The 25,072-nt window shown below is 54.3% G+C and carries 22 protein-coding genes and 1 tRNA gene; 14 read left to right on the top strand and 9 right to left on the bottom strand.

All coding sequences use genetic code 11. The annotated features are described in order from the left end of the window. Positions 1 to 29: 29 nt before the first annotated feature. Genes lsrD through lsrA form a run of 3 tightly spaced genes read right to left on the bottom strand, consistent with a single transcriptional unit; the run spans position 30 to position 3,639 of the window. A complete protein-coding gene (gene lsrD, locus KGP21_RS16355) occupies positions 30 to 1,031 on the bottom strand; it encodes an autoinducer 2 ABC transporter permease LsrD (protein WP_021806687.1) in 1,002 nt (333 codons plus the stop codon). Next, a complete protein-coding gene (gene lsrC, locus KGP21_RS16350; protein ID WP_223535677.1) occupies positions 1,028 to 2,077 on the bottom strand; it encodes an autoinducer 2 ABC transporter permease LsrC in 1,050 nt (349 codons plus the stop codon). Before lsrC ends, lsrD begins: the two co-directional genes overlap by 4 nt. Beyond that, positions 2,071 to 3,639, bottom strand: coding sequence for an autoinducer 2 ABC transporter ATP-binding protein LsrA (lsrA, locus tag KGP21_RS16345; RefSeq protein ID WP_223535674.1), 1,569 nt, complete (start codon positions 3,637 to 3,639; stop codon positions 2,071 to 2,073). Before lsrA ends, lsrC begins: the two co-directional genes overlap by 7 nt. A 249-nt stretch (positions 3,640 to 3,888) precedes the next feature. Between lsrA and lsrR the strand changes: the two genes are divergently transcribed. From lsrR to KGP21_RS16325, 4 genes are all read left to right on the top strand, one after another. Then, the gene (lsrR, locus tag KGP21_RS16340) at positions 3,889 to 4,854 is read left to right on the top strand and encodes a transcriptional regulator LsrR (RefSeq protein WP_223535671.1); all 966 of its coding nucleotides are present in this window, start codon (positions 3,889 to 3,891) and stop codon (positions 4,852 to 4,854) included. A 52-nt stretch (positions 4,855 to 4,906) separates the two neighbouring features. Continuing rightward, positions 4,907 to 6,499 (top strand): autoinducer-2 kinase, encoded by a 1,593-nt coding sequence (lsrK, locus tag KGP21_RS16335; RefSeq protein ID WP_223535667.1) that lies wholly within the window; start codon positions 4,907 to 4,909, stop codon positions 6,497 to 6,499. Between the two features lie 10 nt (positions 6,500 to 6,509). Next, positions 6,510 to 6,860, top strand: a complete 351-nt coding sequence (locus KGP21_RS16330; RefSeq protein WP_115158819.1) for a cupin domain-containing protein — start codon at positions 6,510 to 6,512, stop codon at positions 6,858 to 6,860. A 131-nt stretch (positions 6,861 to 6,991) separates the two neighbouring features. Further along, a complete protein-coding gene (locus tag KGP21_RS16325; protein WP_094981369.1) occupies positions 6,992 to 8,002 on the top strand; it encodes an AI-2E family transporter in 1,011 nt (336 codons plus the stop codon). 273 nt (positions 8,003 to 8,275) lie between these two features. On the opposite strand, the gene KGP21_RS16320 is transcribed toward KGP21_RS16325, so the two are convergent. Next, positions 8,276 to 8,365: transfer RNA gene (locus KGP21_RS16320), tRNA-Ser, on the bottom strand. Between the two features lie 223 nt (positions 8,366 to 8,588). On the opposite strand from KGP21_RS16320, the gene ghrA reads away from it, so the two are divergent. From ghrA to KGP21_RS16305, 3 genes are all read left to right on the top strand, one after another. Next, positions 8,589 to 9,530, top strand: a complete 942-nt coding sequence (gene ghrA / locus KGP21_RS16315) for a glyoxylate/hydroxypyruvate reductase GhrA (RefSeq protein ID WP_021806678.1) — start codon at positions 8,589 to 8,591, stop codon at positions 9,528 to 9,530. A gap of 106 nt (positions 9,531 to 9,636) precedes the next feature. Then, on the top strand, positions 9,637 to 10,374 hold the full coding sequence (locus KGP21_RS16310) for a phosphatase (protein WP_021806677.1): 738 nt from the start codon (positions 9,637 to 9,639) through the stop codon (positions 10,372 to 10,374). A gap of 38 nt (positions 10,375 to 10,412) precedes the next feature. Then, positions 10,413 to 10,991: a molecular chaperone gene (locus KGP21_RS16305; protein WP_021806676.1), complete on the top strand. Its 579-nt coding sequence runs from the start codon at positions 10,413 to 10,415 to the stop codon at positions 10,989 to 10,991. A gap of 40 nt (positions 10,992 to 11,031) precedes the next feature. On the opposite strand, the gene KGP21_RS16300 is transcribed toward KGP21_RS16305, so the two are convergent. The 4 genes from KGP21_RS16300 to mdtH form a co-directional block, all read right to left on the bottom strand. Continuing rightward, positions 11,032 to 11,595 (bottom strand): lipoprotein, encoded by a 564-nt coding sequence (locus KGP21_RS16300; RefSeq protein WP_024486936.1) that lies wholly within the window; start codon positions 11,593 to 11,595, stop codon positions 11,032 to 11,034. 144 nt (positions 11,596 to 11,739) lie between these two features. Then, the gene (locus tag KGP21_RS16295) at positions 11,740 to 13,380 is read right to left on the bottom strand and encodes an AarF/ABC1/UbiB kinase family protein (RefSeq protein ID WP_059201004.1); all 1,641 of its coding nucleotides are present in this window, start codon (positions 13,378 to 13,380) and stop codon (positions 11,740 to 11,742) included. 31 nt (positions 13,381 to 13,411) lie between these two features. Next, complete coding sequence (gene grxB, locus KGP21_RS16290) at positions 13,412 to 14,059, bottom strand: glutaredoxin 2 (protein WP_223535664.1); 648 nt, start codon at positions 14,057 to 14,059, stop codon at positions 13,412 to 13,414. Between the two features lie 169 nt (positions 14,060 to 14,228). Next, on the bottom strand, positions 14,229 to 15,434 hold the full coding sequence (mdtH, locus tag KGP21_RS16285; protein WP_223535661.1) for a multidrug efflux MFS transporter MdtH: 1,206 nt from the start codon (positions 15,432 to 15,434) through the stop codon (positions 14,229 to 14,231). 334 nt (positions 15,435 to 15,768) lie between these two features. Between mdtH and rimJ the strand changes: the two genes are divergently transcribed. The 4 genes from rimJ to murJ all read left to right on the top strand — a co-directional run bounded on the left by rimJ (position 15,769) and on the right by murJ (position 19,573). Then, positions 15,769 to 16,353, top strand: coding sequence for a ribosomal protein S5-alanine N-acetyltransferase (gene rimJ / locus KGP21_RS16280; protein ID WP_021181129.1), 585 nt, complete (start codon positions 15,769 to 15,771; stop codon positions 16,351 to 16,353). Between the two features lie 10 nt (positions 16,354 to 16,363). Beyond that, a complete protein-coding gene (locus KGP21_RS16275; protein ID WP_024486701.1) occupies positions 16,364 to 17,008 on the top strand; it encodes a YceH family protein in 645 nt (214 codons plus the stop codon). Next, positions 17,001 to 17,918, top strand: a complete 918-nt coding sequence (locus KGP21_RS16270) for a Gfo/Idh/MocA family protein (protein ID WP_059201002.1) — start codon at positions 17,001 to 17,003, stop codon at positions 17,916 to 17,918. Before KGP21_RS16275 ends, KGP21_RS16270 begins: the two co-directional genes overlap by 8 nt. Before the next feature lie 119 nt (positions 17,919 to 18,037). Further along, positions 18,038 to 19,573 carry a murein biosynthesis integral membrane protein MurJ gene (gene murJ / locus KGP21_RS16265; protein ID WP_037376007.1) on the top strand — a complete coding sequence of 512 codons (1,536 nt, stop codon included), beginning with the start codon at positions 18,038 to 18,040 and terminating at the stop codon, positions 19,571 to 19,573. Positions 19,574 to 19,640: 67 nt separating this feature from the next. On the opposite strand, the gene argS is transcribed toward murJ, so the two are convergent. After that, positions 19,641 to 21,371 (bottom strand): arginine--tRNA ligase, encoded by a 1,731-nt coding sequence (gene argS, locus KGP21_RS16260; RefSeq protein ID WP_059200999.1) that lies wholly within the window; start codon positions 21,369 to 21,371, stop codon positions 19,641 to 19,643. Between the two features lie 847 nt (positions 21,372 to 22,218). On the opposite strand from argS, the gene KGP21_RS16255 reads away from it, so the two are divergent. From KGP21_RS16255 to KGP21_RS16245, 3 genes are all read left to right on the top strand, one after another. Continuing rightward, positions 22,219 to 22,788: a VOC family protein gene (locus KGP21_RS16255; RefSeq protein WP_021806670.1), complete on the top strand. Its 570-nt coding sequence runs from the start codon at positions 22,219 to 22,221 to the stop codon at positions 22,786 to 22,788. A gap of 233 nt (positions 22,789 to 23,021) precedes the next feature. Further along, complete coding sequence (gene cutC, locus KGP21_RS16250) at positions 23,022 to 23,771, top strand: copper homeostasis protein CutC (protein ID WP_037376006.1); 750 nt, start codon at positions 23,022 to 23,024, stop codon at positions 23,769 to 23,771. A 745-nt stretch (positions 23,772 to 24,516) separates the two neighbouring features. Next, a complete protein-coding gene (locus KGP21_RS16245; RefSeq protein ID WP_223535658.1) occupies positions 24,517 to 25,014 on the top strand; it encodes a hypothetical protein in 498 nt (165 codons plus the stop codon). Positions 25,015 to 25,072 lie beyond the last annotated feature (58 nt).

Raw genomic sequence — 25,072 nt, 5'->3', positions numbered from 1 at the left:
TCGCGTTGTCAGAAGATGTATGTCATCGTTCAAACCTGATGGATGCTGCTGCGCCGTTGGATCCACTCTCTGATTTGATGCCGATGCAGGCTGATGGAGCGGCCAACGACGACAATAATCAGCAGCGCTCCGGAAAGTGCGCTGGAGATCTGATTGGGCACGCCAGCCATTTGTAATCCTTGTTGCAGATAACCGACCAGCAAGACGGCTACGGCGGTACCGAGAATGGAACCTGAGCCGCCGTAAATATTTGCCCCGCCAAGTACTACCGCCGTGATGGCTGGCATCAGGAAAGAGGCGCCGAGGTCGGAACGAGCCGAACCAAAGTAGGAAACCAGCAGCACCGCAGCGATGGCTGAAGCAAAGCCGGTCATTGCATAGAGTGCGTACAGCGTTCGGTTAACCGGGATCGCACTGTATTGCGCCACGCGCTGGCTTTGGCCAATCAGGAAGATGTTGCGCCCTGCATGTGTCCGGTGCATCAGCAGCCAGCACAGCAGCACACAGACCATAAAGAAGGTCAGCGGTACTGGTAGGCCGAACACGGTCAGGTTGGCGAAATCGGTAAAGACCATCGGGAATCCGCCGATGCCTTCATAGCCGGTGGCACCAGAGATGCCCGAAAGCAGCAGGGCGCTACCGCCAAACAGGTACATGGTGCCGAGGGTGATCACTAGAGGATTGATACCGGTGTAGATGATCAAGCCGGCGTTGATCAAACCGCACAGGGCGCCCAGGGCCAGCGTTATCGCTATTGCCAACGGCAAGGGCAGGCCCGCCTGGAACATCACTCCTAGCGCAATGGCGCACAGGCCAATGGTGGAACCAAATGAAATATCAATGCCGCCACTGACGATCACCATGGTTAACGGCAGTGCCACAATGCCAATACAGATAAAATCGCTGGTGCTGAACAGCAGGACATTAATGTCCAGCATGCGTGGATTTACGACCCCGAACGCCAGGATCTCAATCAGCAGCAGGGCGGCCAGCGCCAGTTCCCAGCCGAAACGTCGCCATTGTGCCATCATGCGATCTCCCGTTTTTTTCCCTGGGCAGGGAGTTGGGTGGTGTGAGGGGATGTGGGGGCCGAGGGTGGAGGATCGATAAACCTGGCATACTTCTGGCGGCGGATATTCTTTTGCAGGGCACAGCGCAGGCGGCCATCAAACACCAGAACCCCCAACAAAACCAGGCCAGCGATAAAGTCGTTCCACCAGGCGGGAATGCGCAACAGTACCAGCACGCTGTCGATCTGCGTCAGGAAATAGGCTCCCAAAATGGCCCCCACCACCGTGCCAGAGCCACCAAGCAGGCTGATACCTCCCAGCACGCAGGCGGCAATAGCCTTCATTTCCAGGCCGGTGCCGGTTTGATTAGGAATAAAGCCAATCTGTGCGGCAAACACGATCCCGGCGAGCGCTGCCATTAGCCCATTCAGTGAGAAAGCGATGATGCGGATGGCCTCGGTGCGGATACCGAGTTGACGAGCCCCCTGCAGGTTGTCACCGGTGGCATAGAAGCTGCGGCCGAATGAGGTTTTCAACAGTAGCCAGGCCATTAACGCCACCAGCAGTAAGGTTAGCCAGCCAATCGGTGAGATGCCCAGCAGCACCGGTGAAGAAAGCTGCTTGAGCGAGCTTGGCAACCCTTCGATCCATTTACCTCCGGTCCATAGCAGCATGATGCCACGATAAAGACCAAGGGTGCCCAGGGTGGCGACTATGGCAGGAATTTTAAACCAGGCGACCAGCACGCCATTAAAAAAGCCCGCCAGCAAACCGAGTAGCAGCGTGACGCCAAAGGCGACGGGCAAGCTGTATCCGGCATTGAGCGTTATCCCAAGCAGCACCGCGCACATCCCGGTGATGGAACCGACGGAGACATCAATGTTACGGGTCAGCATGACCAGCGCCGCGCCGATGGCCAGCAACATCAGGATTTGCGAACTGCTGAAGATCATGGTCAGCGTCTGAAAACTGAAATAGCTGCTATCAATGCTCCCCAGTAGCGCAAACAGAGCGATGATGGCCAGCAGCGCCGTCAGTTCACGGTTGTTTTGTATCATCTTTAGCATGAGGTCTCCCCGTTGGTATGAGGTTGATAGGAGGAGGGAGATATGACGTGTTGTTCGCCAAAGGCCATATGCATGATGGTATCCACAGTAATCTCGTCGCCACACAGAGCGCTGCTTGCCACCTCGCCCTGGTGCATGATGCAGACGCGATCGGACATCATGGCTATTTCTTCGAGATCGGATGAAATAAACAGGATAGCGACATGCTGTTGGGCAATGCTCCGAATGAGCTGATAGATATCGTTGCGTGCACCGACGTCGACGCCACGGGTCGGTTCATCAACGATCAGCAACTGTGGTGATGCCTCCAGGCATTTGGCGATCAGTATTTTTTGTTGATTACCGCCAGACAGGGTGCGGGCCGGTTGTTCCGGGTGGTTGAATTTGATATTCAGTGCCCGGCGATAACGTTCAAGCGTAGCGTTATCACGCTGTGGATGGGCCCAGAACCCGCCGTTATTATGGGTCAGGGCACAGACGTTCCAGGATAACGATGAATCCAGATACAGCCCGGAAGACTGCCGGTCTTCCGGTAAATAGATCAGCCCGCGCTGCAACCGCTGGCGGGTGCTCAGTTCCGCGATCTCTTCACCATTGAGCATGATGCTGCCCGCACTGGCTGGGCGTAAACCATACAGCGTTTCAGCCAACTCGGTGCGCCCGGAACCGACCAGGCCAGCCAGACCCAGGATTTCCCCAGCGTGGACGTTGAGTGTCACCTGCCGGAAGCCTTCGCCAGTGAGTTCCCTCAACTGCAATACGGCTTTGCCCTGAGGGTTGGCTGGCCGATTGCCAGGCAGTTCGAGCCACAGTTTCTGGCTAGCGGAGAGATCCACATTACGGGCGGCTGGGGTGATTGCCTGAATAATCTCATCCGTGGTCAGCGAGGCGGTTTTCCCCGTCAGGGCGATTTTGCCGTCACGCATTACGCTAACACGGTCGGCAATCTGGCGGATTTCCGGCAGCTTATGGGAAATAAAGACGATACCGACACCTTTGCCAAGCAGTTCATGCAGGCGGGCAAATAGTCTGTCCGTTTCGGCAGGCGTCAGCGACGCCGTGGGTTCATCCAGGATCAGGATCTGGGAATCACGCATTAATCCCCGCATGATCTCTACAATCTGGCGGTCAGCCACATCCAGCGACCCTGCCATACTGTTGGGCTCAAGCTTGCATCCCAACAGTTCGAGTAATTGCTGCATTTTTTCAACAGCAGCCCGCTTGGCAGGCAGACCAAACAGAATATTCTCTTTAACCGACAGGCTGGGGAACAACAGCGGTTCCTGCGGCACCAGATAGATCCCCAGTTGATGCGCTTTTACCGGGGTCAGGCTGGCACAACGCTGGCCATTGATCTCGATAGCGCCGCCGTCCGGTGGTACTACGCCAGCAATGATCTTCATCAGCGTGGACTTCCCTGCGCCATTGCCACCGAGCAGGGCATGTACCTCCCCGGCGTGCAAGGTAAAGTCGATGCCTTTCAGCACCGCAACACCGGAATAGTGCTTATTGATATTTTGTACACAGAGCAGAGGTGGGTCTGGGTATTCACCGGTTTGCATCTTGCCTCCGTTCACTCAAAGATGAGCGACTGAGTTGAACAAATATTTTTTAGAAAACTAATTGTTCATAACCTTAGTCATGGTTTGGCGATAAAACCATCACTGCGATCACGTTTTTTGAATAATTGTGTTCTGTAGAAACCGATGTTCAAATTTGGTGTATATTTGTGGCATGACTCACAGCTATTGTTGAGCGATAGCGGAACAATTGTGTTCAAGATTTAAAAATGTTCAAAGAGAAGCGGATTTATGACGATAAATGACAGTGCATTGATTACCGAACATGGCATGTGCGAGGAGGAGCAGGTTGCCCGCATCGCCTGGTTCTATTATCACGATGAGCTGACGCAAAGTGAGATCAGTACCCGGCTTGGGCTAACGCGGCTTAAAGTTTCGCGTTTGCTGGAGAAAGGGCATCAGTCTGGGATCATTCGGGTGCAGATTAACTCCCGCTTTGAAGGTTGCCTACAGTATGAAGATGCGTTGAAAAAACATTTTGACCTGAAAAACATTCGCGTATTGCCCTCCTTGGCCGATGCTGATGACAGCGCGAGGTTGGGGATCGGTGCGGCACACATGTTGATGGAATCGCTGCAGCCGCAACAGATGTTGGCGGCGGGATTTGGTGAGGCCGCCATGAGCACCTTGAAAAGGCTCAGCGGCTTCATTTCTTCGCAGCAAATTCGCCTGGTTACGCTTTCCGGTGGTGTAGGGCCTTATATGACCGGGATTGGTCAGTTGGATGCGGCCTGCAGCGTCAGCATGATCCCAGCGCCATTGCGCGCTTCCTCTGCCGATATTGCCCGTACCCTGCGGGATGAAAATAGCGTCAGGGACGTGCTGCTTGCGGCCCAGGCTGCCGATGTCGCCGTCGTTGGGATCGGTGCGGTGAGTCAAAAAGATGCCGCTACCATTTTACGCGCTGGCTATATCACCGAAGGCGAGCAACTGATGATTGGCCGCAAAGGCGCTGTTGGCGATATTCTTGGCTACTTTTTCGATGCCAGCGGCGACATTATTCCCGACATGCAAATTCATCAAGAATTGATAGGGCTGAGCTTGAGCGCGCTTGCCACCATACCTACCGTTGTCGGGGTTGCGGGGGGAGTAGCAAAAGCCGAAGCGATCGTGGCGGCATTGAAGGGCGGCTATATCAACGCGTTGGTCACCGATCAGGACACGGCGGCAGAAATGCTCAAACTTATTGGAAAGTAAAGGTTAATAACGATGTAACAGACTGTCTCAAACACCAGCCGAGGACAAACTCATGGCTCGACTCTGTACTCCTGCCACATCAGGCCAATACCTGATGGCTCTGGATGCCGGTACCGGCAGCATCAGAGCGGTAATTTTTGATTTGGAAGGCAATCAAGTCTCAGTAGGGCAAGCCGAATGGCAACATTTGGCGGTCCCTGATGTACCGGGCTCCATGGAATTCGATCTTGCCAAAAACTGGCACCTCACCTGCCAATGCATCCATCAGGCGTTAAAGATGGCGGCCATTGCGCCGGAGGCGATTGCGTCCGTAGCTGCGTGTTCAATGCGTGAAGGGATTGTGATCTATGATGCAGAAGGTCAGCCGATCTGGGCATGTGCCAACGTAGATGCACGGGCAACGCGTGAGGTCAGCGAGTTAAAAGAGATCCACAACCATACTTTTGAAGATGAGGTTTACCGTTGTTCAGGGCAGACACTGGCACTCAGTGCCATGCCCCGGCTGCTGTGGTTGGCGCATTACCGCCCTGATATCTATCGCCAGGCAGCCGCGGTCACCATGATCAGTGACTGGCTGGCTTACATGCTTAGCGGTGAACTTGCGGTCGACCCATCAAATGCCGGGACTACCGGGTTGCTTGATCTGGTCACACGAGACTGGAGAAAAGGCCTGTTGGAAATGGCGGGCCTGCGCTCTGACATCCTTTCACCGGTAAAAGAGACGGGAACGCCGTTGGGGTCGGTGACGGCCAATGCCGCGTCATTGTCAGGCCTGAGGGCGGGCACACCGGTGATTGTCGGGGGAGGTGATGTCCAACTGGGATGCGTGGGTCTTGGCATTGTCAGACCAGCACAGACCGCCGTATTGGGCGGAACGTTCTGGCAGCAGGTGGTGAACCTTCCTACGCCGGTTACCGATCCCAATATGAATGTGCGCATTAACCCGCATGTGATCCCGGGAATGGCTCAGGCTGAATCCATCAGCTTTTTTACCGGCCTGACCATGCGCTGGTTCCGTGATGCCTTCTGCGCCGAGGAGAAGCTGATTGGTGAACGTCTGGGCGTGGATACCTATGCCTTGCTGGAAGATATGGCCAGGCGGGTACCATCAGGTGCTCATGGCATTATGCCTATCTTCTCCGATGTCATGCGCTTTAAGAACTGGTATCACGCCGCCCCCTCATTTATCAACCTGTCGATCGATCCGGAAAAGTGCAACAAAGCTACGTTGTTCCGCGCCCTTGAAGAGAACGCGGCCATCGTGTCGGCCTGTAATCTACAACAAATCGCCGAGTTTTCAGGTGTCAAAGCCGATTCGCTGGTGTTTGCGGGCGGTGGTTCAAAAGGCACGCTCTGGAGCCAGATCCTGGCCGATGTCACCGGGCTGACCGTACGAGTCCCGGTGGTTAAGGAAGCTACCGCGCTGGGATGTGCTATTGCGGCTGGTGTGGGGGTAGGGGTCTATTCGTCGTTGGCAGATGCGGGGGAGAGCCTGGTGCGTTGGGATAGGGAACATATCCCGAACCCAGATAACAGTGAGGTTTATCAACAGGCACGTCAAAAATGGCTGGAGGTGTATCTGGATCAACTTGGTTTGGTTGATCACGGGTTGACGACCTCAATGTGGAAGGCTCCCGGCCTTTAAAGGAGGCATCATGATCAAGACCAATGAAATGGATCACGACTATCGCTTCGGCGACAATGGCCCCAAATACCTGATCCGTGGGCCGATGTGCGATATGGGCGTCGTGGTGTTACAGCCAGGGCAGTCATTTAGAAATCACCGTCACAAGGAGGTTTGCGAAGTCTTTTATACTATCAGTGGGGAAGTGTGCCTGTATCTGGAGGGGGAGATGCACATGCTGCGTGAAGGGGATGTGTTGCAGTGTGATCCTGGCGAGGCGCATTTCCTGGTCAATACTGGCTCGATACCGTGGAAAGGGGTATTTGTGAAATCGCCGCATATTTTAGGGGATAGTCATCCCGCAGAGCCTGAGAGTTATTAAGGCGAAAGCCTGAGTTCCCGCCTTGAAGCCAGGTGATTTAAGTTGTCCTGTTCTGTTTGGCATGTTAAATAAAACATAATACTAAAACAGGTACTTAAAAATCCTATCCTCTCAAGGACAAGCGAGTAACAATGCAGATAATGAATGTCAAACAGGCCAGGATAATCAGTTTCATCTTTGTGATGGGGGGGATCCTGCTGCTGTTGCCGTTGCATCTTCTTACCTGCTTTATGGCGGGTTTTCTGGTTTACGAGATCGTGAATATCCTTACGCCACATTTTCAGAAGGTGATTGGCGGCCATCGGGCCAGATGGCTGGTGGTGGCAGTGATCAGCACTTTGGTGGTCAGCCTGTTGATCGCCATTGTGGGGAGTATCGTCGGCTATCTGATGCAGGATATGAAGAATATCTCTGGCATCAACACCCGTATTGCGTTCATCCTGCAGGATGTCCAGCAAGAGGTGGCAAAATATATGCCGGGCTATCTGCCGTTGAGTGTGGCAGAACTGAAGAACGAGATCCTGAGCCGTCTACAACAGCACATAGCGCTGCTGCAGACTATGGGTAAAAGCGTACTGCATGGCCTGGTGACCATGCTGATCGGGATGGTGCTCGGTGCCATCGTCTCACTGTATAACATTGATAGCAGCGAGGAGCGGCCATTACTGAAAAGTGAGCTGATGAAAAGGATTTCCCTGCTATCACAGGCGTTCCGCAATATTGTGTTTGCTCAGGTTAAAATATCGGCAATCAATACCTTCTTCTCGGCTATCTTTATCCTTGGTGTGCTACCGCTGTGTGGGATCCATATCCCGTTGGCGAAAACGCTGGTGGTGTTTACCTTTATCTTTGGCCTGCTGCCGGTGATCGGCAATCTGATCTCCAATACCATTGTTTTCATCTCTGGCCTGTCGGTTTCACTCGGAGTGGCACTGATTGCGCTGCTCTACCTGATCGTGATCCACAAGTTTGAGTATTTCCTCAATGCCCGCATTGTCGGCACTAAGATCAGGGCTAACTCCTGGGAGATCTTGCTGGCGATGTTGGTCTTTGAGGCTGCATTCGGCCTGGCTGGCGTGATTGCCGCTCCTATCTATTACGCCTATCTGAAAAGTGAACTCAGGGAAGCCAAGCTGATTTGAGGGGGGGATCCCTGTAGAGGCTTCTCCCCCCTCCCAGAGAGTGGTACATGCAATAAAAAAGCCTGAATATGAATTCAGGCTTTCTCATTTAAAATGGCGGTGAGGGAGGGCTTGATTCGCAAGCTCACCCTACGGGCGGCCGGTCGGCCGTCCAAAATGTCCCTGCGGTGCGGGCCATTTTGTCGAACCCTGTCGAGGCTTCTCACCCCTCCCAGACTGGGGAATATGCAAAAAAAAGAGTCTGAACGTAAGTTCAGACTCTTTCTTATAAGATGGCGGTGAGGGAGGGGTTCGAACCCTCGATACACTTACGCGTATACACACTTTCCAGGCGTGCTCCTTCAGCCACTCAGACACCTCACCGTTTTGTCATCGGCAACGTTTACGCTGTCGACGGGCGCTAATGTAGGAGAATCTGATCCCAGCGTCAATAGTCTTGTGACATTACCGCGCGCGTTTAGCCAAACTTCCAGCAATCTGCTGATTTGTCGCACGATAATTCCTCCCTCCCAGTGTCAGTTTATTCTTGCATCGTGCGGCAAAGCGCGAAAGGATAACTAAAATCCACCCAACAAGGGAACCGGCAGTGAATATCATTTTCTATCACCCGTTTTTTGATGCGCAAGAGTGGCTGGCAGGCATGGCGAAGCGCTTACCACAGGCGAATATCCGGGCATGGCAACCGGGCGATGATCGTCCGGCGGACTACGCGCTGGTATGGCGGCCACCTTATGAGATGCTGGCCAACCGCCGCGATCTGAAAGGGATCTTTGCCCTGGGGGCTGGCGTCGACGCCATCCTTGAACAGGAGCGCCAGCATCCCGGCAGCCTACCGGCGGGAGTGCCGGTGATCCGGCTGGAGGATACCGGCATGGCACAGCAGATGGATGAATACGCGTTGGCCGGCGTGTTGCGTTATTTTCGCCGTTTTGATGAGTATCAGTTGCAGCAACAGCAGCAGAACTGGTTGCCGCTTGAGCCTCATCAGCAGAGCGATTTCACTATCGGCATTCTGGGCGCTGGGGTGTTGGGGAAAAGCGTGGCGCAAAAGCTGGTGGCGTTCGGTTTTAACGTCCGCTGCTGGAGCCGCAGCCCCAAGCAGATTGAGCACGTACAGAGTTTTGCCGGGCAACCTCAGCTAGCAGCGTTTCTTGATGGCACGCGCTTGCTGATCAACCTGTTGCCTAATACGCCTGAAACGGCGGGTATCCTCAACCGCCAGTTGTTTAGCCGTTTGGTGCCGGGCGCTTACCTGATCAACATTGCGCGCGGTGCCCATCTGGTGGAAGACGATCTGCTGGCGATGTTGGCACAAGGACAACTGACGGCCGCCATGCTTGACGTCTTCGTCAACGAACCTTTGCCGTCCGCTCATGCCTTCTGGCGTCATCCTCGTGTCACGATTACACCGCATATTGCTGCTGTTACCCTACCGGAACAGGCGATGGATCAGGTTAGCGCCAACCTTCTGCGGCTTGAGGCGGGTGAACAGCCTTCAGGCCTGGTTGATATTCAGCGTGGCTATTGATGCTTTCACAACCCGCTAACATGTCGATAGCTGCGTTAACTGCTATCATGAACAAGGATCGGCCCGCCATCCGCTGACCCTGGCGAGGGCCTAAGAAGGAGAAAGAATGTACCCCGTTGATTTACATATGCATACCGTAGCCAGTACCCATGCCTATAGCACCCTGCACGACTATATCGCCGAAGCGAAACAAAAAGGCATCAAACTGTTCGCCATCACTGACCACGGGCCGGATATGGCCGATGCACCACACTACTGGCACTTTATGAACATGCGTGTGTGGCCACGTCTGGTGGATGGCATTGGCATTCTGCGCGGCATTGAAGCCAATATCAAAAACCTGGCCGGTGATATCGACTGCACCGGACCCATGCTCAACGAAATCGATCTGATTATTGCCGGATTCCATGAGCCGGTATTTGCACCGCAGGATCGGGCCGCCAACACTGAGGCGATGATTGCCGCCATGGCGCAGGGCGATGTCCATATCATCAGCCATCCGGGCAACCCCAAATATCCGGTCGATATCCCGGCGATAGCCGCCGCGGCAGCCAAATATCAGGTAGCCCTGGAACTGAATAACTCTTCGTTTATTCATTCACGCAAGGGCAGTGAATCAAACTGCCGTGCGATAGCGGCCGCCGTGCGTGACGCGGGCGGCTGGCTGGCATTAGGCTCAGACTCGCACGTGGCTTTTGCTCTCGGTGGTTTTGAACACTGCGAACGTATCATTGAAGAAGTGAATTTCCCGCAGGAGCGCATTTTAAATGTGTCACCGCGCCGGATCCTGAGCTTTCTTGAGCAGCGTGGCAGACCGGCAATTGCGGAATTAGCCGATCTGTGACATCGTCACGGCAAATTTTGGTTTTATAGGGTGTTATCATGAATGAGTTTTCCGTTGTCTGCCGGGTGTTGGGCACGCTGTTTTACCGCCAGCCGCAGGATCCGTTGTTGGAGCCGCTGTTTACCTTGATCAAGGAGGGCAAACTGCAACAGCACTGGCCGCTCGAGCAGGACGAACTGCTGACTCGTTTGCAACAGCATTGTACCGATCCGCAGTTGGCCGCCGATTTTAACGCTCTGTTTGTCGGCAGCGAATGTAGTGTGTCACCACTGCGTTCGTCCTACGTTGAAGGTGCCAGCGAAGCGGACGTGCGGGTATTTCTCCAGCAGCGTGGGATGCCATTAGGCGAAGCGCCAGCCGATCATTTCGGTTTGCTGCTGCTGGCCGCCTCCTGGCTGGAAGATCAGTCGCAGGAAGATGAGGTCCAGGCGCAAATCACGCTGTTTAACGAGTTCTTGCTGCCTTGGTGTGGCCGCTTCCTGGGTAAGGTTGAAGCACATGCCACCAGCGGTTTTTACCGTACTTTGTCAGAGATCGCTCGCCACGCCATCGCAGCTATGTGTGATGAGCTAGCAGAGTATGAGCAGGATGAAGAAGGGAAGGACGAACAAGAGTAAATGAGCGAGGGCGCAGCAAGCACTGCGCCCCTAACAACGATTAGTCGGTAAACGGGATCACCAACTGACCGGGCTTCACTTCCAACCCTTTAGCCAGTTTGAGTGCCATGGCTTCCGTTTTGCTCTTATCCGCATTGAGAACATATACCGGTTTCTGATCGAAATACGATTTCAACGACTGGTTCAGGTAAGGCGATAAAGCCTTCATCACCGTATCCATCTTCTCCGGCTGTACCTGGTAATCGACCAACTCCATGTCTTTGAGGAAGATCGCTCCCTTTTCGCGGTCGTAGACCGGTTGCGCCTTCAACGTTAGCTGCAAATCGGCGGCCTGTGGCCCGAGGATCGAAGTGATATTGACCTTGGCATTACCAGACAGTGTCACCTTGTTAGGTTCAGTGCGGCCAATCTGGCTCTGCAACTGGGTTAACACGATATTGGCATCAACCAACCCCGGCACGCCGATCTGCTTTTGGTAGTCGTTGTGTTTTTGCAGGTAATTATTCACTTCCTGCTCGCTGACGCTGTATTGGGTAAGCTGGTTACAGCCGACAAGCGTACCGGCAACGACCAGGGCGGCCATGCCCATCAGGATCTTCTTCATTCAAACCTCGTAAAACGAAAATGCGGCAGACTTTGACTGTTGCAAACCAAAGGTGACTGCCAGCAAAGAAAAATTTCAGCTTGCAGGATAACAGATGACGCGGCGCAAAGGGTTTTTTACCTGGTCGGATAAGGCTGAAATTACCTATCGCCGCAGCCGCCATACCAACAGCACCACGCCTCCCAGACAGGTTAACCCGCCAAGCGCCGGGAACAGAGGAATTCCCCACAGCTGGCTGGTGGAACGCATTAGATAGGGAGCCAGCCCCAGTGCGAATGCCGCCGTGACGATCGCAATGGCCAGCGTGACAGCCGCACGTTCCAGAGCCTTGCTGAGCTGGTTGAGGTTCTTGACGTTGATTTCGGCATCGATCTTGCCCTGCTTTAAACGGCGCATCAGCAAACGAATGGCCTGCGGAAGTTCCTCTCCGGCATCCAGCGCCTCACCACCCAGTAATAGAGCACGACGGCGCAGCGCTTCGGGTGTATAGCGCTGGAGCATCACCTGGCGCAGCATCGGTTTCAGGGTGGCAACGATATCAAAGGCGGGATCCAAGCGGTGCAAAACGCCATCCGCGGTGATCAGCGCCTTGAATAACAACACCAGATCGGGAGGCAACGGTAGTTGGTGCTCGCGGGCCATCACCAACAGGTCGGTGAGTGCCTTGCCTAGCGTCAGGGTGCTCGAAGCCTGCTTATCGAGAAAGTTTTGCGCAGCTTGTTCCAGATCGATCAGATCCAGCTCCTGGCTGTCAGACCAGGCGATCAGCGTATTGACGATGCCGTCGCTCTGGCGCTCCGCAATGGCCTGCAGCAACAGCAGCAGCTGATTGCGCCGCCGTTCCGACAGTTGGCCAACCATGCCAAAATCGATAAACCCTACGTGGTTGTCACCCAGGGCCATTACGTTACCGGGATGAGGATCGGCGTGATAAAGCCGATGTTCCAGCACCATGGCCATAAAAGCCTGCGCGCCACGCTGTGCCAGCAACGGGCCATCGAACCCGGCGGCGGCTAATTGTTGGGGATTTTCGGGCGCGATGCCGGGTAGATATTGTTGTACCAGCAGGCGTTTTGACGAGTGCTGCCAATAAATTTTCGGGATCACCACGTCGGGCTGTTTGGCAAAGTGTTCCGCAACCCGATCGCAATTATTACCTTCATGCGTCAAGTCCAGCTCGTGATTAAGCGCGGTAGCCAGCGTTTGCACCATCTGGTGCGGGCGATAACGCGCCAGCGCCGGGCTTTGTTGCTCCACGGTTTCTGCCAGATAGGCCAACAGGCGCAGATCGGCATGAATGGTTTTGGCTAATCCGGGGCGCAACACTTTTACCACCACCGACTCGCCACTGTGCAGGCGGGCGCGGTAGATTTGCGCCATGGAGGCGGCGGCTAGCGGGATCGGATCAAATTGGGCAAAGACCTGCTGAGGGTCGCTGCCCAGGTCGGCGGTGATCTGCGCAGCCAGCTTTTCCCAGGGTAGGGTTGTCGCCTGGCTATGCAGGCGCTCCAGCTCGTCGGTCCAGCGCTGTTCCAGCAGGTCGGTACGGGTGGCCAGGATCTGGCCGAATTTAACGAAGGTTGGCCCCAGAGCTTCCAGGGCCGCGCGCAGACGTTCTGGCAATGTCTGATTATCAACCTCCACGCCGCCGCTGCTCAGGCCGCCAAGCATCTTGCCTAACCCGAGCAGCCTGATCACGTCCTGCAAACCGTAACGGATCAGTACGGATGAGATTTCTTGCAGCCTGGCGCGGTCACGAGCGGTGACAAAAAACATTTTTAGCATCTGCGCGTGGCTCCCTTATCGCCGTTGCGGATCATTGCTCCATATCGAACAGCAACTGAATATCAACGCGCTGCGCCATGTGGTTGCGGTAAGCCTCCACGTTGTCCGGCAGGGCGACACCGGCCACGATCGACAGTGAGCGTAACAGCGGGAACAGATGGATATCATCTTCACTGAGAGTGCCGTTGACCGCTTCCGAAGACTGGATCAGCGGGGAGAGCGTGGCCAGATCCTCTTCCAATTGGGCGATCAGGTCGGCACTGTCGGCCAGTAACACGGCAAAATCACCGCTGGCAGCCTGTTTTTTGTCGCTGAAATAGCGGCGTGCGTTGTCAGTGGCGAACTCTTCGAAATCGGCATTGGCAAAGCGCGGTAACAGCAGTTTGTTGACGTAGGTGGCAGTGTGTTGCAACCACGCGGCGATGGCCGGATTGGTTTTCCCCGTCAGTAGCGGTTTTCCGTCCAGGTTATCGACGTAATGCACGATATCCATGCTTTCGGGTAGATAGCTACCGTCGTCTTTTTGCAGGATAGGCGCCATTTTCTTGCCGATCATGCTGGTGGGGGTGATTTCGTCATCGCTTAGCAGGGTCACCAAACGCACCGGCAAATCCTTGAGGCCGAATATCATGCGGGCCTTTACGCAGAACGGGCAGTGATCGTAAATAAACAGTTTCATGCTTGCTCCTGTTGTCGGGTTTAGCAGCCAGTCTGGGCCGCTGCGCAGGTTGTTGTGGGATGATGCTCCATCATAAGCCTTTCTGCGCCGTTTTTTGTACTATCAGGATAGCAACTTTGGCAGATTAGGTCGCCAGAGACTGGGCGCAAGGGATGCGCCCGGGCAAAAATCAGCCACCACGGAGGATTGCGGGGGCCGCAGTACGCGGATTAAATTGCCAGTACAAGGCAAACAGCGTGATAAAGCCCACCAGCCCCAGCAGGAACCAGGGCAACTCCGGCATGCCCATCGCATTGCCGGTGTCATACATCCAGCCACCGCCGGTATAACCCAATGCGCCGCCGAGTGCCAACCCCAGGCGGCTAAAGCCCATGTAGCTGCCGCGTGCCCGTGAGTCGGCCAGCGAGGCGCTCAAGGTCTCACGCGCCGGTTCAGCGATGATCGATCCCAGATAGAAGCAGCAGATCAGAGTAAACACCGCTTGCAGGCTGGTGGCAAAGCCGACAGGCAATAGGCTGAGGGTCATCAGCAGCAAGCCGGCCATCAGGCGTTGTTCCAACCGGAAGTGTTTTTCGCTCCAACGTGCCAGCGGGTATAGCAATGAAAGCGATAGCGCAGCTTCTATGGCGTACATCCATTTGACCGCCGCCGGCGAACCGGCGATTTCGTTGACCACGATTGGCAGCATCAACATTACCTGTACCGATAACATGTAATAGCCGGTCAACGTCAACACATAGGTCAGGAAGCGGCGATCGCGCAGCACGCGCATCATGCCATCTTTCATCGGTGCGCGTATGGTAGAGATCCGGTAGTTGGGTAACAGCCAGGCATTCCAACCGGCGGCCAGTACGAAAATACCCGCGCCCACCCAGCAGACGAAATGAAAATCGTACTGCAGCAGCCAACTGCCGATTAACGCACCGATCACGGCACCGGCGCTGTCTTGCATCATCAGCAGCGAATAGAAACGGCTGCGCTCATGTGGGCGGGTCAGCTTGATCACCAGCGCGGTACGGGGCGGATCGAACAGGGTGCCGCCAATAGCGGACAGCGCGCAGGAAAACCACAGTATCCAGGGTTGATCGGCCATCGCCATGGTGGCAAAGCCCGCAGCGCGCAGCAGCATACCGGTGACGATCATCGGTTTGGCGCCAAAACGATCGGCAATTGCCCCGCCAAAGATCCCCAATCCCTGCTGAATGAGCTGGCGTAATCCCAGAGCCAGCCCCACGACCACGGCCACCCAGCCAAGTTGATCGACAAAGCGAATAGAAATAAGTGGGAAGACGACGAAAAAGCCTAAAACCACCAACAGGTTATCGAACAATAAAAAATACTTACCCAAGCTCCGAGCTTGCGATACCAGAGACATGCTTCACCACGAGCAGTTAAAAGGAGAGAAAGACTACCCGGTTATTCTCTACCCAATACATGATGGCTGATAGGGGGGAGATAGATAATATTTTTTAATCGTCAATACGTTACCTGAGTGGCAAAACTACACTTAAAACTGGGCAAAACAGCTAACTGGCGATTTACTGAGCGCTCAGGGGCTTACCTGCCGGGCGGGCTACGGTTATATTACCGGGGGAATACGCGGTTTTACGCCGATAGTCTGCCATGAGTCATGCGAGATAACGCCTGGGCCCGTAGACGTTGACCCAATCAATACTTCTTATCGAACCGTTCAGACCGCGGGGGAAATGATGTTTGGCTATCGCTCTGCATCACCGAAAATACGCCTTACCACCGACCGGCTGGTTGTCCGTTTAGTTCACGAACGTGATGCCTATCGCCTGGCCGAATACTATGCCGAAAACCGGGCGTTCCTGAAGCCCTGGGAGCCGGTGCGCGATGATAGCCACTGTTACCCTTCCGGCTGGCAAGCTCGCCTGGGTATGATCACGGAAATGCAAAAGCAGGGCAGTGCCTATTATTTTATCCTGCTCGATCCGGAAGAACTCCATGTGTGCGGCGTCGCCAACTTCAGCAATGTGCTGCGTGGATCGTTCCATGCCTGCTTCCTGGGGTACTCCCTGGGTGAGAAGTGGCAGGGGCAGGGGCTGATGTACGAAGCGTTGCAAACGGCCATCCGTTATATGCAGCGCCAACAGCGGATGCATCGCATCATGGCCAACTATATGCCGCATAACCAACGCAGCGGAGCGTTGCTGACCCGGCTCGGTTTTGAACGCGAAGGCTATGCCAAGGATTACCTGCTGATCGACGGACAGTGGCAGGATCATGTACTCACCGCATTGACCAATAAAGAGTGGCAACCACCACGCTGAGGCCGTACCAATGAAATATGAATTAAATGCCAAAGAAGCCCGAGTGATTGGCTGCATGATGGAAAAGCAGGTGACCACCCCTGACCAATATCCGCTTTCCCTCAATGCCATAACGCTGGCCTGCAATCAAAAAACCAACCGCGAGCCGGTGATGGACCTGTCGGAAAGCGAAGTCCAGCAGCAGCTTGATTTACTGTTAAGAAGGCACTTCCTGCGTACCTTAAGTGGTTTTGGTAATCGGGTAGTGAAGTATGAGCAGCGTTTTTGCAACTCCGAGTTCGGCCAACTGAAACTGTCACCGGCCGAAGTGGCGGTGATTGCGACCCTGTTATTACGCGGCGCGCAGACGCCGGGTGAACTGCGCACCCGCACCAACCGGATGCATGAATTCAACGACGTCAGCGAAGTGGAAGAAGTGTTGCAACAGTTGACGACCCGTGAGGATGGGCCGTTCGTGGTGCGTTTGCCGCGTGAGCCAGGCAAGCGTGAGAGCCGGTTTATGCACCTGTTCAGCGGCCAGATCGATGCGGCTCCGGCTGAAGCTGAGGAGGCTAATGCTGGTGAATTGACTGAACGGGTGGTGCGTTTGGAGGCCGAAGTTGCCGAATTGAAACAGCAGGTGCAGCAGCTACTGGCGCGGGGTTCACATGAGTAAACTACGTATCGGAGTAGTGGGTTTAGGCGGTATCGCGCAAAAGGCTTACTTGCCCATTCTTTCTCAAGCGGTGGACTGGCAGCTTGTTGGCGGCTTTTCACCGAATCAGCAAAAAGCCCAGCCGGTATGCGACAGCTATCGTATGCCCTATTTCTCTCGCCTTGATAGCCTGGCGCAACAGTGTGATGCGGTGTTCGTACACAGCAGCACTGCCAGCCATTTTCAGGTAGTGGGTGAACTGTTAGCGCAGGGCGTACACGTCTATGTGGATAAACCACTGGCGGAAACGTTGGAGCAGGGCGAACAGCTGATCGAACTGGCCGCAAAGCAGGGCGTAGCGTTGATGGTGGGTTTCAACCGCCGTTTTGCGCCGCTGTATCGCCAGTTGAAACAGCAAATGCAGCTACCGGCCTCGATCCGCATGGACAAACACCGCGCCGATAGCGTCGGGCCAAATGACCTGCGATTCACCCTGCTGGATGATTATCTGCACGTGGTGGATACCGCGCTGTGGTTAGGCGGCGGTAGCGCCAGCTTGCAGAGTGGCCAGTTGCGCGCAAACGAAGCGGGCGAGATGCTTTACGCGGAACACCACTTTGCCTGCGGTGACACCATCGTTACGACCAGTATGCACCGGCGTGCTGGCAGCCAACGGGAGAGCGTGCAGGCAGTCACCAACGGTGCGGTCTATCAACTGAACGATATGCGACAATGGCTGCGGGAAGACCCGCAAGGCGTGCTCGAGAAACCAGCCCCAGGCTGGCAAACCACGCTGGAACAACGAGGTTTTGCCGGTGCAGTTCACCATTTTATTCAGTCCATCAGCAACCAGACCGCTCCGGAAACTGCCGGAGAACAGGCCATTTACGCCCAGCGATTGATCGAGAAAATGCTGCGTGATGCCAGTTAACCCCATGTAACATATGGCGGTAGCTATTAATGGCGTGGAGCCGTAGACTAACGCCACTCAACTGACGCCTGCCGACGCAGGCGTTGATATTTACCCGTCGTACTCATCAGAAAAACCACATGAATCTACTTAAATCACTGGCAGCCGTTAGCTCGATGACCATGTTTTCACGGGTGCTGGGCTTTGCGCGTGATGCCATCGTGGCACGCGTTTTTGGGGCAGGGATGGCTACGGATGCTTTCTTTGTGGCGTTCAAGCTGCCAAACCTTTTACGCCGCATCTTTGCGGAAGGGGCTTTCTCCCAGGCGTTTGTGCCGATCCTGGCGGAATACAAAAGCCAGCAGGGTGAAGAGGCAACGCGCACCTTTGTTGCCTACGTTTCCGGCCTGTTGACGCTGGTGCTGGCGGTAGTGACCGTGCTTGGCATGCTGGCCGCGCCCTGGGTGATCTTTATTACGGCTCCGGGGTTTACCGATACGCCGGATAAGTTTGCCCTGACCTCGTCGCTGTTGCGTATCACCTTCCCTTATATCCTGTTGATTTCGCTGGCCTCGCTGGTGGGGGCGATCCTCAATACCTGGAACCGTTTCTCCATTCCGGCCTTTGCGCCAACGTTGTTGAACGTCAGTATGATCGGCTTTGCGTTGTTTGCCGCGCCGTACTTCAATCCACCGGTGCTGGCTTTGGCCTGGGCGGTGGTAGTGGGGGGCGTGCTGCAACTGGGGTATCAATTACCGCACCTCAAGAAAATTGGCATGCTGGTATTGCCACGCCTGAAGCTAAATGACGCGGGCGTATGGCGCGTGATGCGTCAGATGGGGCCCGCAATCCTGGGGGTTTCGGTCAGCCAGATTTCGCTGATCATCAACACTATCTTTGCCTCTTTCCTGGTCTCCGGCTCGGTGTCGTGGATGTATTATGCCGACCGCCTGATGGAGTTCCCGTCCGGGGTGCTGGGCGTAGCATTGGGCACCATCCTGCTGCCGTCCTTGGCGAAGAGTTTTTCCAGCGGTAATCATGAACAATATAACCGCCTGATGGACTGGGGCCTGCGTCTGTGCTTTGTGCTGGCTTTACCGAGTGCCATCGCGTTGGGCATCCTGGCCAAGCCGCTTACCGTCTCGTTGTTCCAGTACGGCAAGTTCTCCGCCTTTGATGCGGCGATGACCCAGCGTGCGCTGGTGGCCTACTCGGTTGGCTTGATGGGCCTGATCGTGGTGAAAGTGCTGGCACCGGGTTTCTACTCGCGCCAGGACATCAAAACCCCGGTGAAGATTGCCATCATTACGCTGATCCTGACCCAGGTGATGAACCTGATATTTATTGGCCCACTGAAGCATGCTGGGCTTTCGCTGTCGATTGGTCTGGGGGCCTGTCTGAATGCTTCGCTGCTGTATTGGCAACTGCGCAAGCAGGATATTTTCCAACCGCAGCCCGGCTGGGCGATGTTCCTGTTCAAGCTGGTGGTCGCCGTGCTGGTGATGGCTGCGGTACTGCTTGGCGTGATGTGGCTGATGCCGGAATGGGATCAGGGCAATATGCTGGCTCGCTTACTGCGTCTGTCGGTCGTGGTGGCTGCGGGGATTGTTGCCTACTTCGCGGTGTTGGGGATCCTCGGGTTCCGTCCTCGAGACTTCGCTCGGCGGGTAGACTGATACCCCACCGCTAATCATCAGATAAAAAAGGTCGCTAACGCGACCTTTTTTACGGCTATCGAATGGATTACATACGTTCGACGGTTTCGATCCCGAGCGTATCCAGGCCGGTTTTCAACGTCTTGGCGGTCAGCAGGGCCAGCTTCAGGCGGCTCTGACGTGCCTCTTCGCTTTCGGCGTTGAGGATCTGGCAATGCTCGTAGAAGCCAGAGAACAGCCCCGCCAGATCGTACAGATAGGTACACATCACGTGCGGTGTACCTTCACGGGCGACCACGGTAAGGGTTTCTTCGAACTGTAGCAGGCGAGTTGCCAGCGCGACTTCACGCTCTTCGGTCATCACCAACGGTAGCGTCAGGTTGCTTTCATCCACGCCAGCACGCTTGAACACCGAGGCAACGCGGGTATAGGCATACTGCATATACGGCGCAGTGTTGCCCTCGAAGGTCAGCATGTTATCCCAATCGAAGATGTAGTCCGTGGTGCGGCTTTTCGACAGATCGGCATATTTCACCGCACCGATGCCGACCGCATTAGCCACGTTCTGCATTTCATCGGCAGGCATGTCCGGGTTCTTCTCGGCAATCAGTTTGCTGGCGCGTTCAACGGCTTCATCCAGCAAATCGGAAAGTTTGATGGTGCCGCCTGAACGGGTTTTGAACGGTTTGCCGTCTTTACCCAGCATCATGCCGAACATGTGGTGTTCCAGCGAGACGGAGTCTGGCACGTAACCTGCTTTGCGCACGATAGTCCAGGCTTGCATCAGATGCTGATGCTGGCGCGAGTCGATGTAATAGAGAACACGATCGGCACCCAGGGTCTCGAAACGGTATTTGGCGCAGGCGATATCGGTAGTGGTATACAGGTAACCGCCATCTTTCTTCTGGATGATGACACCCATCGGATCGCCGTCTTTATTTTTATACTCGTCCAGGAACACCACGGTAGCGCCTTCGCTTTCTACCGCCAACCCCTTCGCCTTGAGATCGGCAACGATGCCCGGCAGCATGGCGTTGTACAGGCTTTCGCCCATCACGTCATCTTCGGTCAGGGTGACATTCAGACGGTTATAGGTCAGTTGGTTCTGCGCCATGGTGATATCCACCAGCTTGCGCCACATCTTCAGACAGTATTGGTCGCCGCCTTGCAGTTTGACCACGTAACCACGGGCGCGCAGAGCGAAATCTTCGTCTTCGTCGTAGTTTTTCTTGGCTTCGCGGTAAAATTGCTCCAGATCCGACAGCCCCATATCGCTGGCATGCTCGTTTTGCATCTTTTCCAGGTAGGCGATCAGCATGCCGAACTGGGTACCCCAGTCGCCCACATGGTTGGCGCGTATCACTTTATGGCCCAGGAATTCCTGAGTACGGGCAGCGGCATCGCCAATAATGGTGGAGCGCAGGTGACCCACATGCATTTCTTTCGCCACGTTGGGCGCAGAATAGTCGATCACGATGGTTTGCGGCTTAACGGGGGCAATGCCCAGCTTCTCTGCGCCCAGGGTGGCATCGGCCTGGCGGGCAACCCATTCGCTGTTCAGGAAGATATTGATAAAGCCTGGGCCGGCGATTTCCACTTTGCTGCTGATGTCACCCAGGTCAAGCAGTTGGACTACTTTCTCTGCCAGTTGTCGTGGCGGCATACCAAGAGTTTTGGCAACGGACATCACGCCGTTGGCTTGGTAGTCACCAAACTGTGCTTTCGCGGACTGACGAACCTGAGCTTCGCAATCGGCAGGCGCACCTGCGGCAATCAGCGCCTGGCTGACTTTATCTGATAGAAGAGCCTGAATATTCACCGGGTTACCTTAAATGACAAACGAGGGCCGTGCAGTACGCCCTCCGGATCAAAAGGTGGTTTTACTCTATTGGTTTGCAAAACGCCTTGACGCACAACTTGCAATCCAGCAGGGACGACGCCACGTATCGCAGGCGACGCTCAACCACAAAACAGCCTGCAATTGTACCCGATTGACGGCACCGCGTCAGTAGTTGACGCGGGCTGGCATGGTGAAAGATAGGGAAAAGTGAAGACCAAAAAGGTAAGTAGGTGAATCAAATCGTCCGCTGTCATTGGTTTGATGGGAGCGGATTAATGGACGCTTTAACGCTTTTTATTGCTTCGGCCAGAACGTAACACACTATTCTGGCGAGTTTTGAAATGGCGATAAATCGCGTAGCCAGCAATGGCTATTAAAACAAGGGATATACCTAACAGGGTCATGTTTATTTATCCAAAATCAAATGCTCTCCTAACCTAACTTATTAACGCCACCTAATCAATTGTAATGCCTCTGTTTAGGATTTCTCGCATCATTATTATTTTTTTTGAATAAAAACATAGTGTTAAATTTTACTCTGGCTGAGGTGTCAGTTTCATTGTCAGCGATTGGCCTTGTGGAAACTAAAACGATTAAACATTAGTCATTCTTAATGGTTTTGATGCGAATTAATGGAGTGCGATATAAGAAGATTCTTGATTGTTTCTTTCCTCATGAAGGATAGTTCGGTCTTAAATAGGTCGTTGCGCACCAAATGCAACATTATCTTTATCCTCTAGGTTTTTATTCTCTGATCCATAGCCTCCAGGCGATTCGACGTGTAGATTATTGGCCTGCCAAAGATCCTGGAGAACCTGAGAAACTTATGACTACCTTGTCATCGATCGCCGAACTTAACGACCTGACGCTGGATTTACCTCGCTTTGAACTGGCTCTGGAGCAGTTTGCACAACGGCTCCATCTTGAGCTGGCAACATTCAGCGCAGACCATATCTCGCTGCGTTGCCATCAGAACAGCACCGCCGATCGTTGGCGGCAAGGGTTACTGCAATGCGGATCGCTACTTTCGGAAACGATGATTAACGGCAGGCCGATTTGCCTGTTTGATCTCCATGAGCCGTTGAAGGTTGGCCCTTGGCAGATTGACTGTATCGAGCTGCCATACCCCGGTGAGAAGCGCTATCCGCATGAAGGATGGGAACATGTAGAGCTGGTGCTAAGCGGCGATCCCGCTACCCTGTATGCCCGCGCCCTGGAACATCTGCCTGACGAAGCCTTGCTGCTACCTGGCATCAAACTCAAGCAGAGCTCACCTAAAGGTGAGGGCGAACGCCTGGCCAATCCGACCTTGGCGATCAGCGATGGCAATGTCACCATCAAATTCCATCCGCATCATATTCGTGACATCGTGGCCAGTGAACGGGTGAAACCGTAGCGTGTCGTTTGTTGCCGATTTCGAATGGGGTGTCAGGGAGAAAAATGATGCGTTCGCGTTATTTATCCGACTTAACGCCGCCACTGTGACTGCGATCGATCCATTAATCAAAATTGAGTGCCATAGTTAGCACTTTGTGCCATTAAGACTTTTATCAGATTGTCATCCTGTGGCCTGTAGGGCGGCGGGTAAACGTTTGCTGTAGCATTTTTGACCGTTATCTGGGGGTAACAATAATGAAGCTGGAAGTTTGTTGCTATAGCGTCGACTGTGCCATGACAGCAGAGCATGCGGGCGCTGACCGCATAGAATTGTGTGCCAGTCAGAGTGAGGGCGGGTTGACGCCGAGCTTTGGATCGTTGCGGCTGGCTCGGGAGCGGGTAACGATACCCGTTCATCCAATAGTGCGGCCGCGCGGGGGCGATTTCTGCTACAGCGCCGTCGATTTCGAGATTATGAAGAACGACGTGGCGCAAATCCGCGAGATGGGTTTTGCCGGTGTGGTCATCGGCATGTTGGACGATGAAGGGCATATCGATCTTGCGCGGATGCGCGAGGTGATGAAATTAAGCGGTAATATGGCGGTGACCTTCCATCGCGCGTTCGATATGTGTCAAAACCCGATGGTGGCGCTGGAACAACTGACGCAGCTCGGCGTGGCGCGCATTCTGACCTCTGGGCAGCAGCAGAATGCCGAGTTGGGCTTACCGCTGTTACGCGACTTGGTGCATGCCAGCAACGGCCCGGTGATCATGGCCGGTGCAGGTGTCCGTTTGAGCAATATGCATAAGTTTGTGGATATCGGTATTCAGGAGTTGCATAGCTCGGCTGGGCATACGGTGCCTTCCACCATGCGTTACCGCAAGGCGGGTGTCACCATGTGTGCCGACAATGAGTTTGACGAATTCAGCCACTACTGCGTGGACGGGGAAACGGTAGAGGCGATGAAGAACGCGTTGGCCATGCTGACTCCTGTCGAATGAGATCGTAGGGAGCCGTATGCTGAGAGCGTTTAGCAATGGTCCAACGTTGTGAGCCTGGTTTGAAGCCCCGAATATTCGGGGCTTTTTGCATTTGTGCGCAAAAAAAGCCCTGAACAGGGTAGAGGTGCTCAGGGCAAACAGGTTCATACTTCTCTGGTGTTGGCGCGATACCAACACTTTAACTCTAGTTAACGATGAGCCACTGCCTTAAGTTTAAATGTTGATAAAATGTAACCGGCTGTTGTCGCTTATCGCAGACTCTCCACCCAGTGACAAATGGCCGAAAGTATTTGCACGGTGCCGCCGATATTGAATATGGCGGCAATCCCTATGCCGGTCATTATGGTCAGCAATGCCATCAACAGTCTGTCAACACCTCGCATTAATCACCCTTATGAATTTGTTGAGTTTTTCCAGTCTACTAAAAGCGTTCAGTCTTCAACGCTGAGCCTCGATAGGATTTCCCCACGATTGTATTGCCAGCGCTGACACACATGACAGGAGGCGACACGTTGATGTGTAGACGATACCGTTTGATGGTGCTGTTACTAAACAAGTTCAACCGCTTTTGGTCAGGAGGATACATGAGAGTTTATGTTGTGTGGTTAATGCTGGTTTGTTGTTCATTATCGGGCTGTGTTGCGGCCTATTATCGTTAACGGAGGAGGGGGAGATGCGTTATTTACTGATTGTCGGCCTTGTTATGTCGTTAACGGCCTGCGCAACGCTGTATTACAGGTGAGTGATGAGACATTTTATTATTTTGCTGGCATTGGCATTGAGTGGTTGTGTCTCGGTGTATGGGCCAACTAAAACCGGTAACCAGCCCGGCAGTGCGGCTGAAACTGCCGCTGGTGAGTCGACTGCTGGTGCGAAGCCCACCTTGATAGGCAACCGTAATCCGGATGAGCTGTTAACCCGTACTGAGGAAATTTTTGCGCAGAAAGGGCTAGAGGCCAAGGTTGTCGACCCGCATCTGGGGATCGTTGGCACGACGGGCAATGACGCTGAACTGGCCAGCCTGTATCTGACTTGTTCAGACCAGCCAGGGCCATCTAATCTGAATGTTACCTACCGGATCCTGGTGCAGATTTTTAGCGCCGGAGAAGGGACTAACGTGATGGTGCAAGTCAATGGCGTTGCGGGGCTGGTGGCTGCGGATGGTAACGATAAGGTCAAGCCCTTCGAATGTTCATCCAGCGGGGTGTTTGAAAAGGATCTGCTACAGGCTTTGAGAAAATAACGGTGGCAACTAAAAGGGCGTAACATTGCTACGCCCTTACATAGTGAGTTGGTTAAGG

The organism is Serratia sp. JSRIV004 (assembly GCF_019968705.1).
Lineage (GTDB): Bacteria > Pseudomonadota > Gammaproteobacteria > Enterobacterales > Enterobacteriaceae > Chania > Chania fonticola_B.
Note: the sequence above shows the minus strand (reverse complement) of the source record. Positions and strands in the feature narration are given on the sequence as shown.

Coding starts and splice junctions, on each gene's coding strand:
- KGP21_RS16300 (WP_024486936.1), bottom strand. CDS start 11,595: ATGAAGAAGATCCTGATGGGCATGGCCGCCCTGGTCGTTGCCGGTACG.
- lsrC (WP_223535677.1), bottom strand. CDS start 2,077: ATGCTAAAGATGATACAAAACAACCGTGAACTGACGGCGCTGCTGGCC.
- KGP21_RS16255 (WP_021806670.1), top strand. CDS start 22,219: ATGACTACCTTGTCATCGATCGCCGAACTTAACGACCTGACGCTGGAT.
- rimJ (WP_021181129.1), top strand. CDS start 15,769: ATGTTTGGCTATCGCTCTGCATCACCGAAAATACGCCTTACCACCGAC.
- KGP21_RS16275 (WP_024486701.1), top strand. CDS start 16,364: ATGAAATATGAATTAAATGCCAAAGAAGCCCGAGTGATTGGCTGCATG.
- lsrA (WP_223535674.1), bottom strand. CDS start 3,639: ATGCAAACCGGTGAATACCCAGACCCACCTCTGCTCTGTGTACAAAAT.
- KGP21_RS16245 (WP_223535658.1), top strand. CDS start 24,517: ATGAGACATTTTATTATTTTGCTGGCATTGGCATTGAGTGGTTGTGTC.
- KGP21_RS16330 (WP_115158819.1), top strand. CDS start 6,510: ATGATCAAGACCAATGAAATGGATCACGACTATCGCTTCGGCGACAAT.
- murJ (WP_037376007.1), top strand. CDS start 18,038: ATGAATCTACTTAAATCACTGGCAGCCGTTAGCTCGATGACCATGTTT.
- mdtH (WP_223535661.1), bottom strand. CDS start 15,434: ATGTCTCTGGTATCGCAAGCTCGGAGCTTGGGTAAGTATTTTTTATTG.
- lsrR (WP_223535671.1), top strand. CDS start 3,889: ATGACGATAAATGACAGTGCATTGATTACCGAACATGGCATGTGCGAG.
- KGP21_RS16310 (WP_021806677.1), top strand. CDS start 9,637: ATGTACCCCGTTGATTTACATATGCATACCGTAGCCAGTACCCATGCC.
- KGP21_RS16325 (WP_094981369.1), top strand. CDS start 6,992: ATGCAGATAATGAATGTCAAACAGGCCAGGATAATCAGTTTCATCTTT.
- KGP21_RS16305 (WP_021806676.1), top strand. CDS start 10,413: ATGAATGAGTTTTCCGTTGTCTGCCGGGTGTTGGGCACGCTGTTTTAC.
- lsrD (WP_021806687.1), bottom strand. CDS start 1,031: ATGATGGCACAATGGCGACGTTTCGGCTGGGAACTGGCGCTGGCCGCC.
- KGP21_RS16295 (WP_059201004.1), bottom strand. CDS start 13,380: ATGCTAAAAATGTTTTTTGTCACCGCTCGTGACCGCGCCAGGCTGCAA.
- lsrK (WP_223535667.1), top strand. CDS start 4,907: ATGGCTCGACTCTGTACTCCTGCCACATCAGGCCAATACCTGATGGCT.
- KGP21_RS16270 (WP_059201002.1), top strand. CDS start 17,001: ATGAGTAAACTACGTATCGGAGTAGTGGGTTTAGGCGGTATCGCGCAA.
- grxB (WP_223535664.1), bottom strand. CDS start 14,059: ATGAAACTGTTTATTTACGATCACTGCCCGTTCTGCGTAAAGGCCCGC.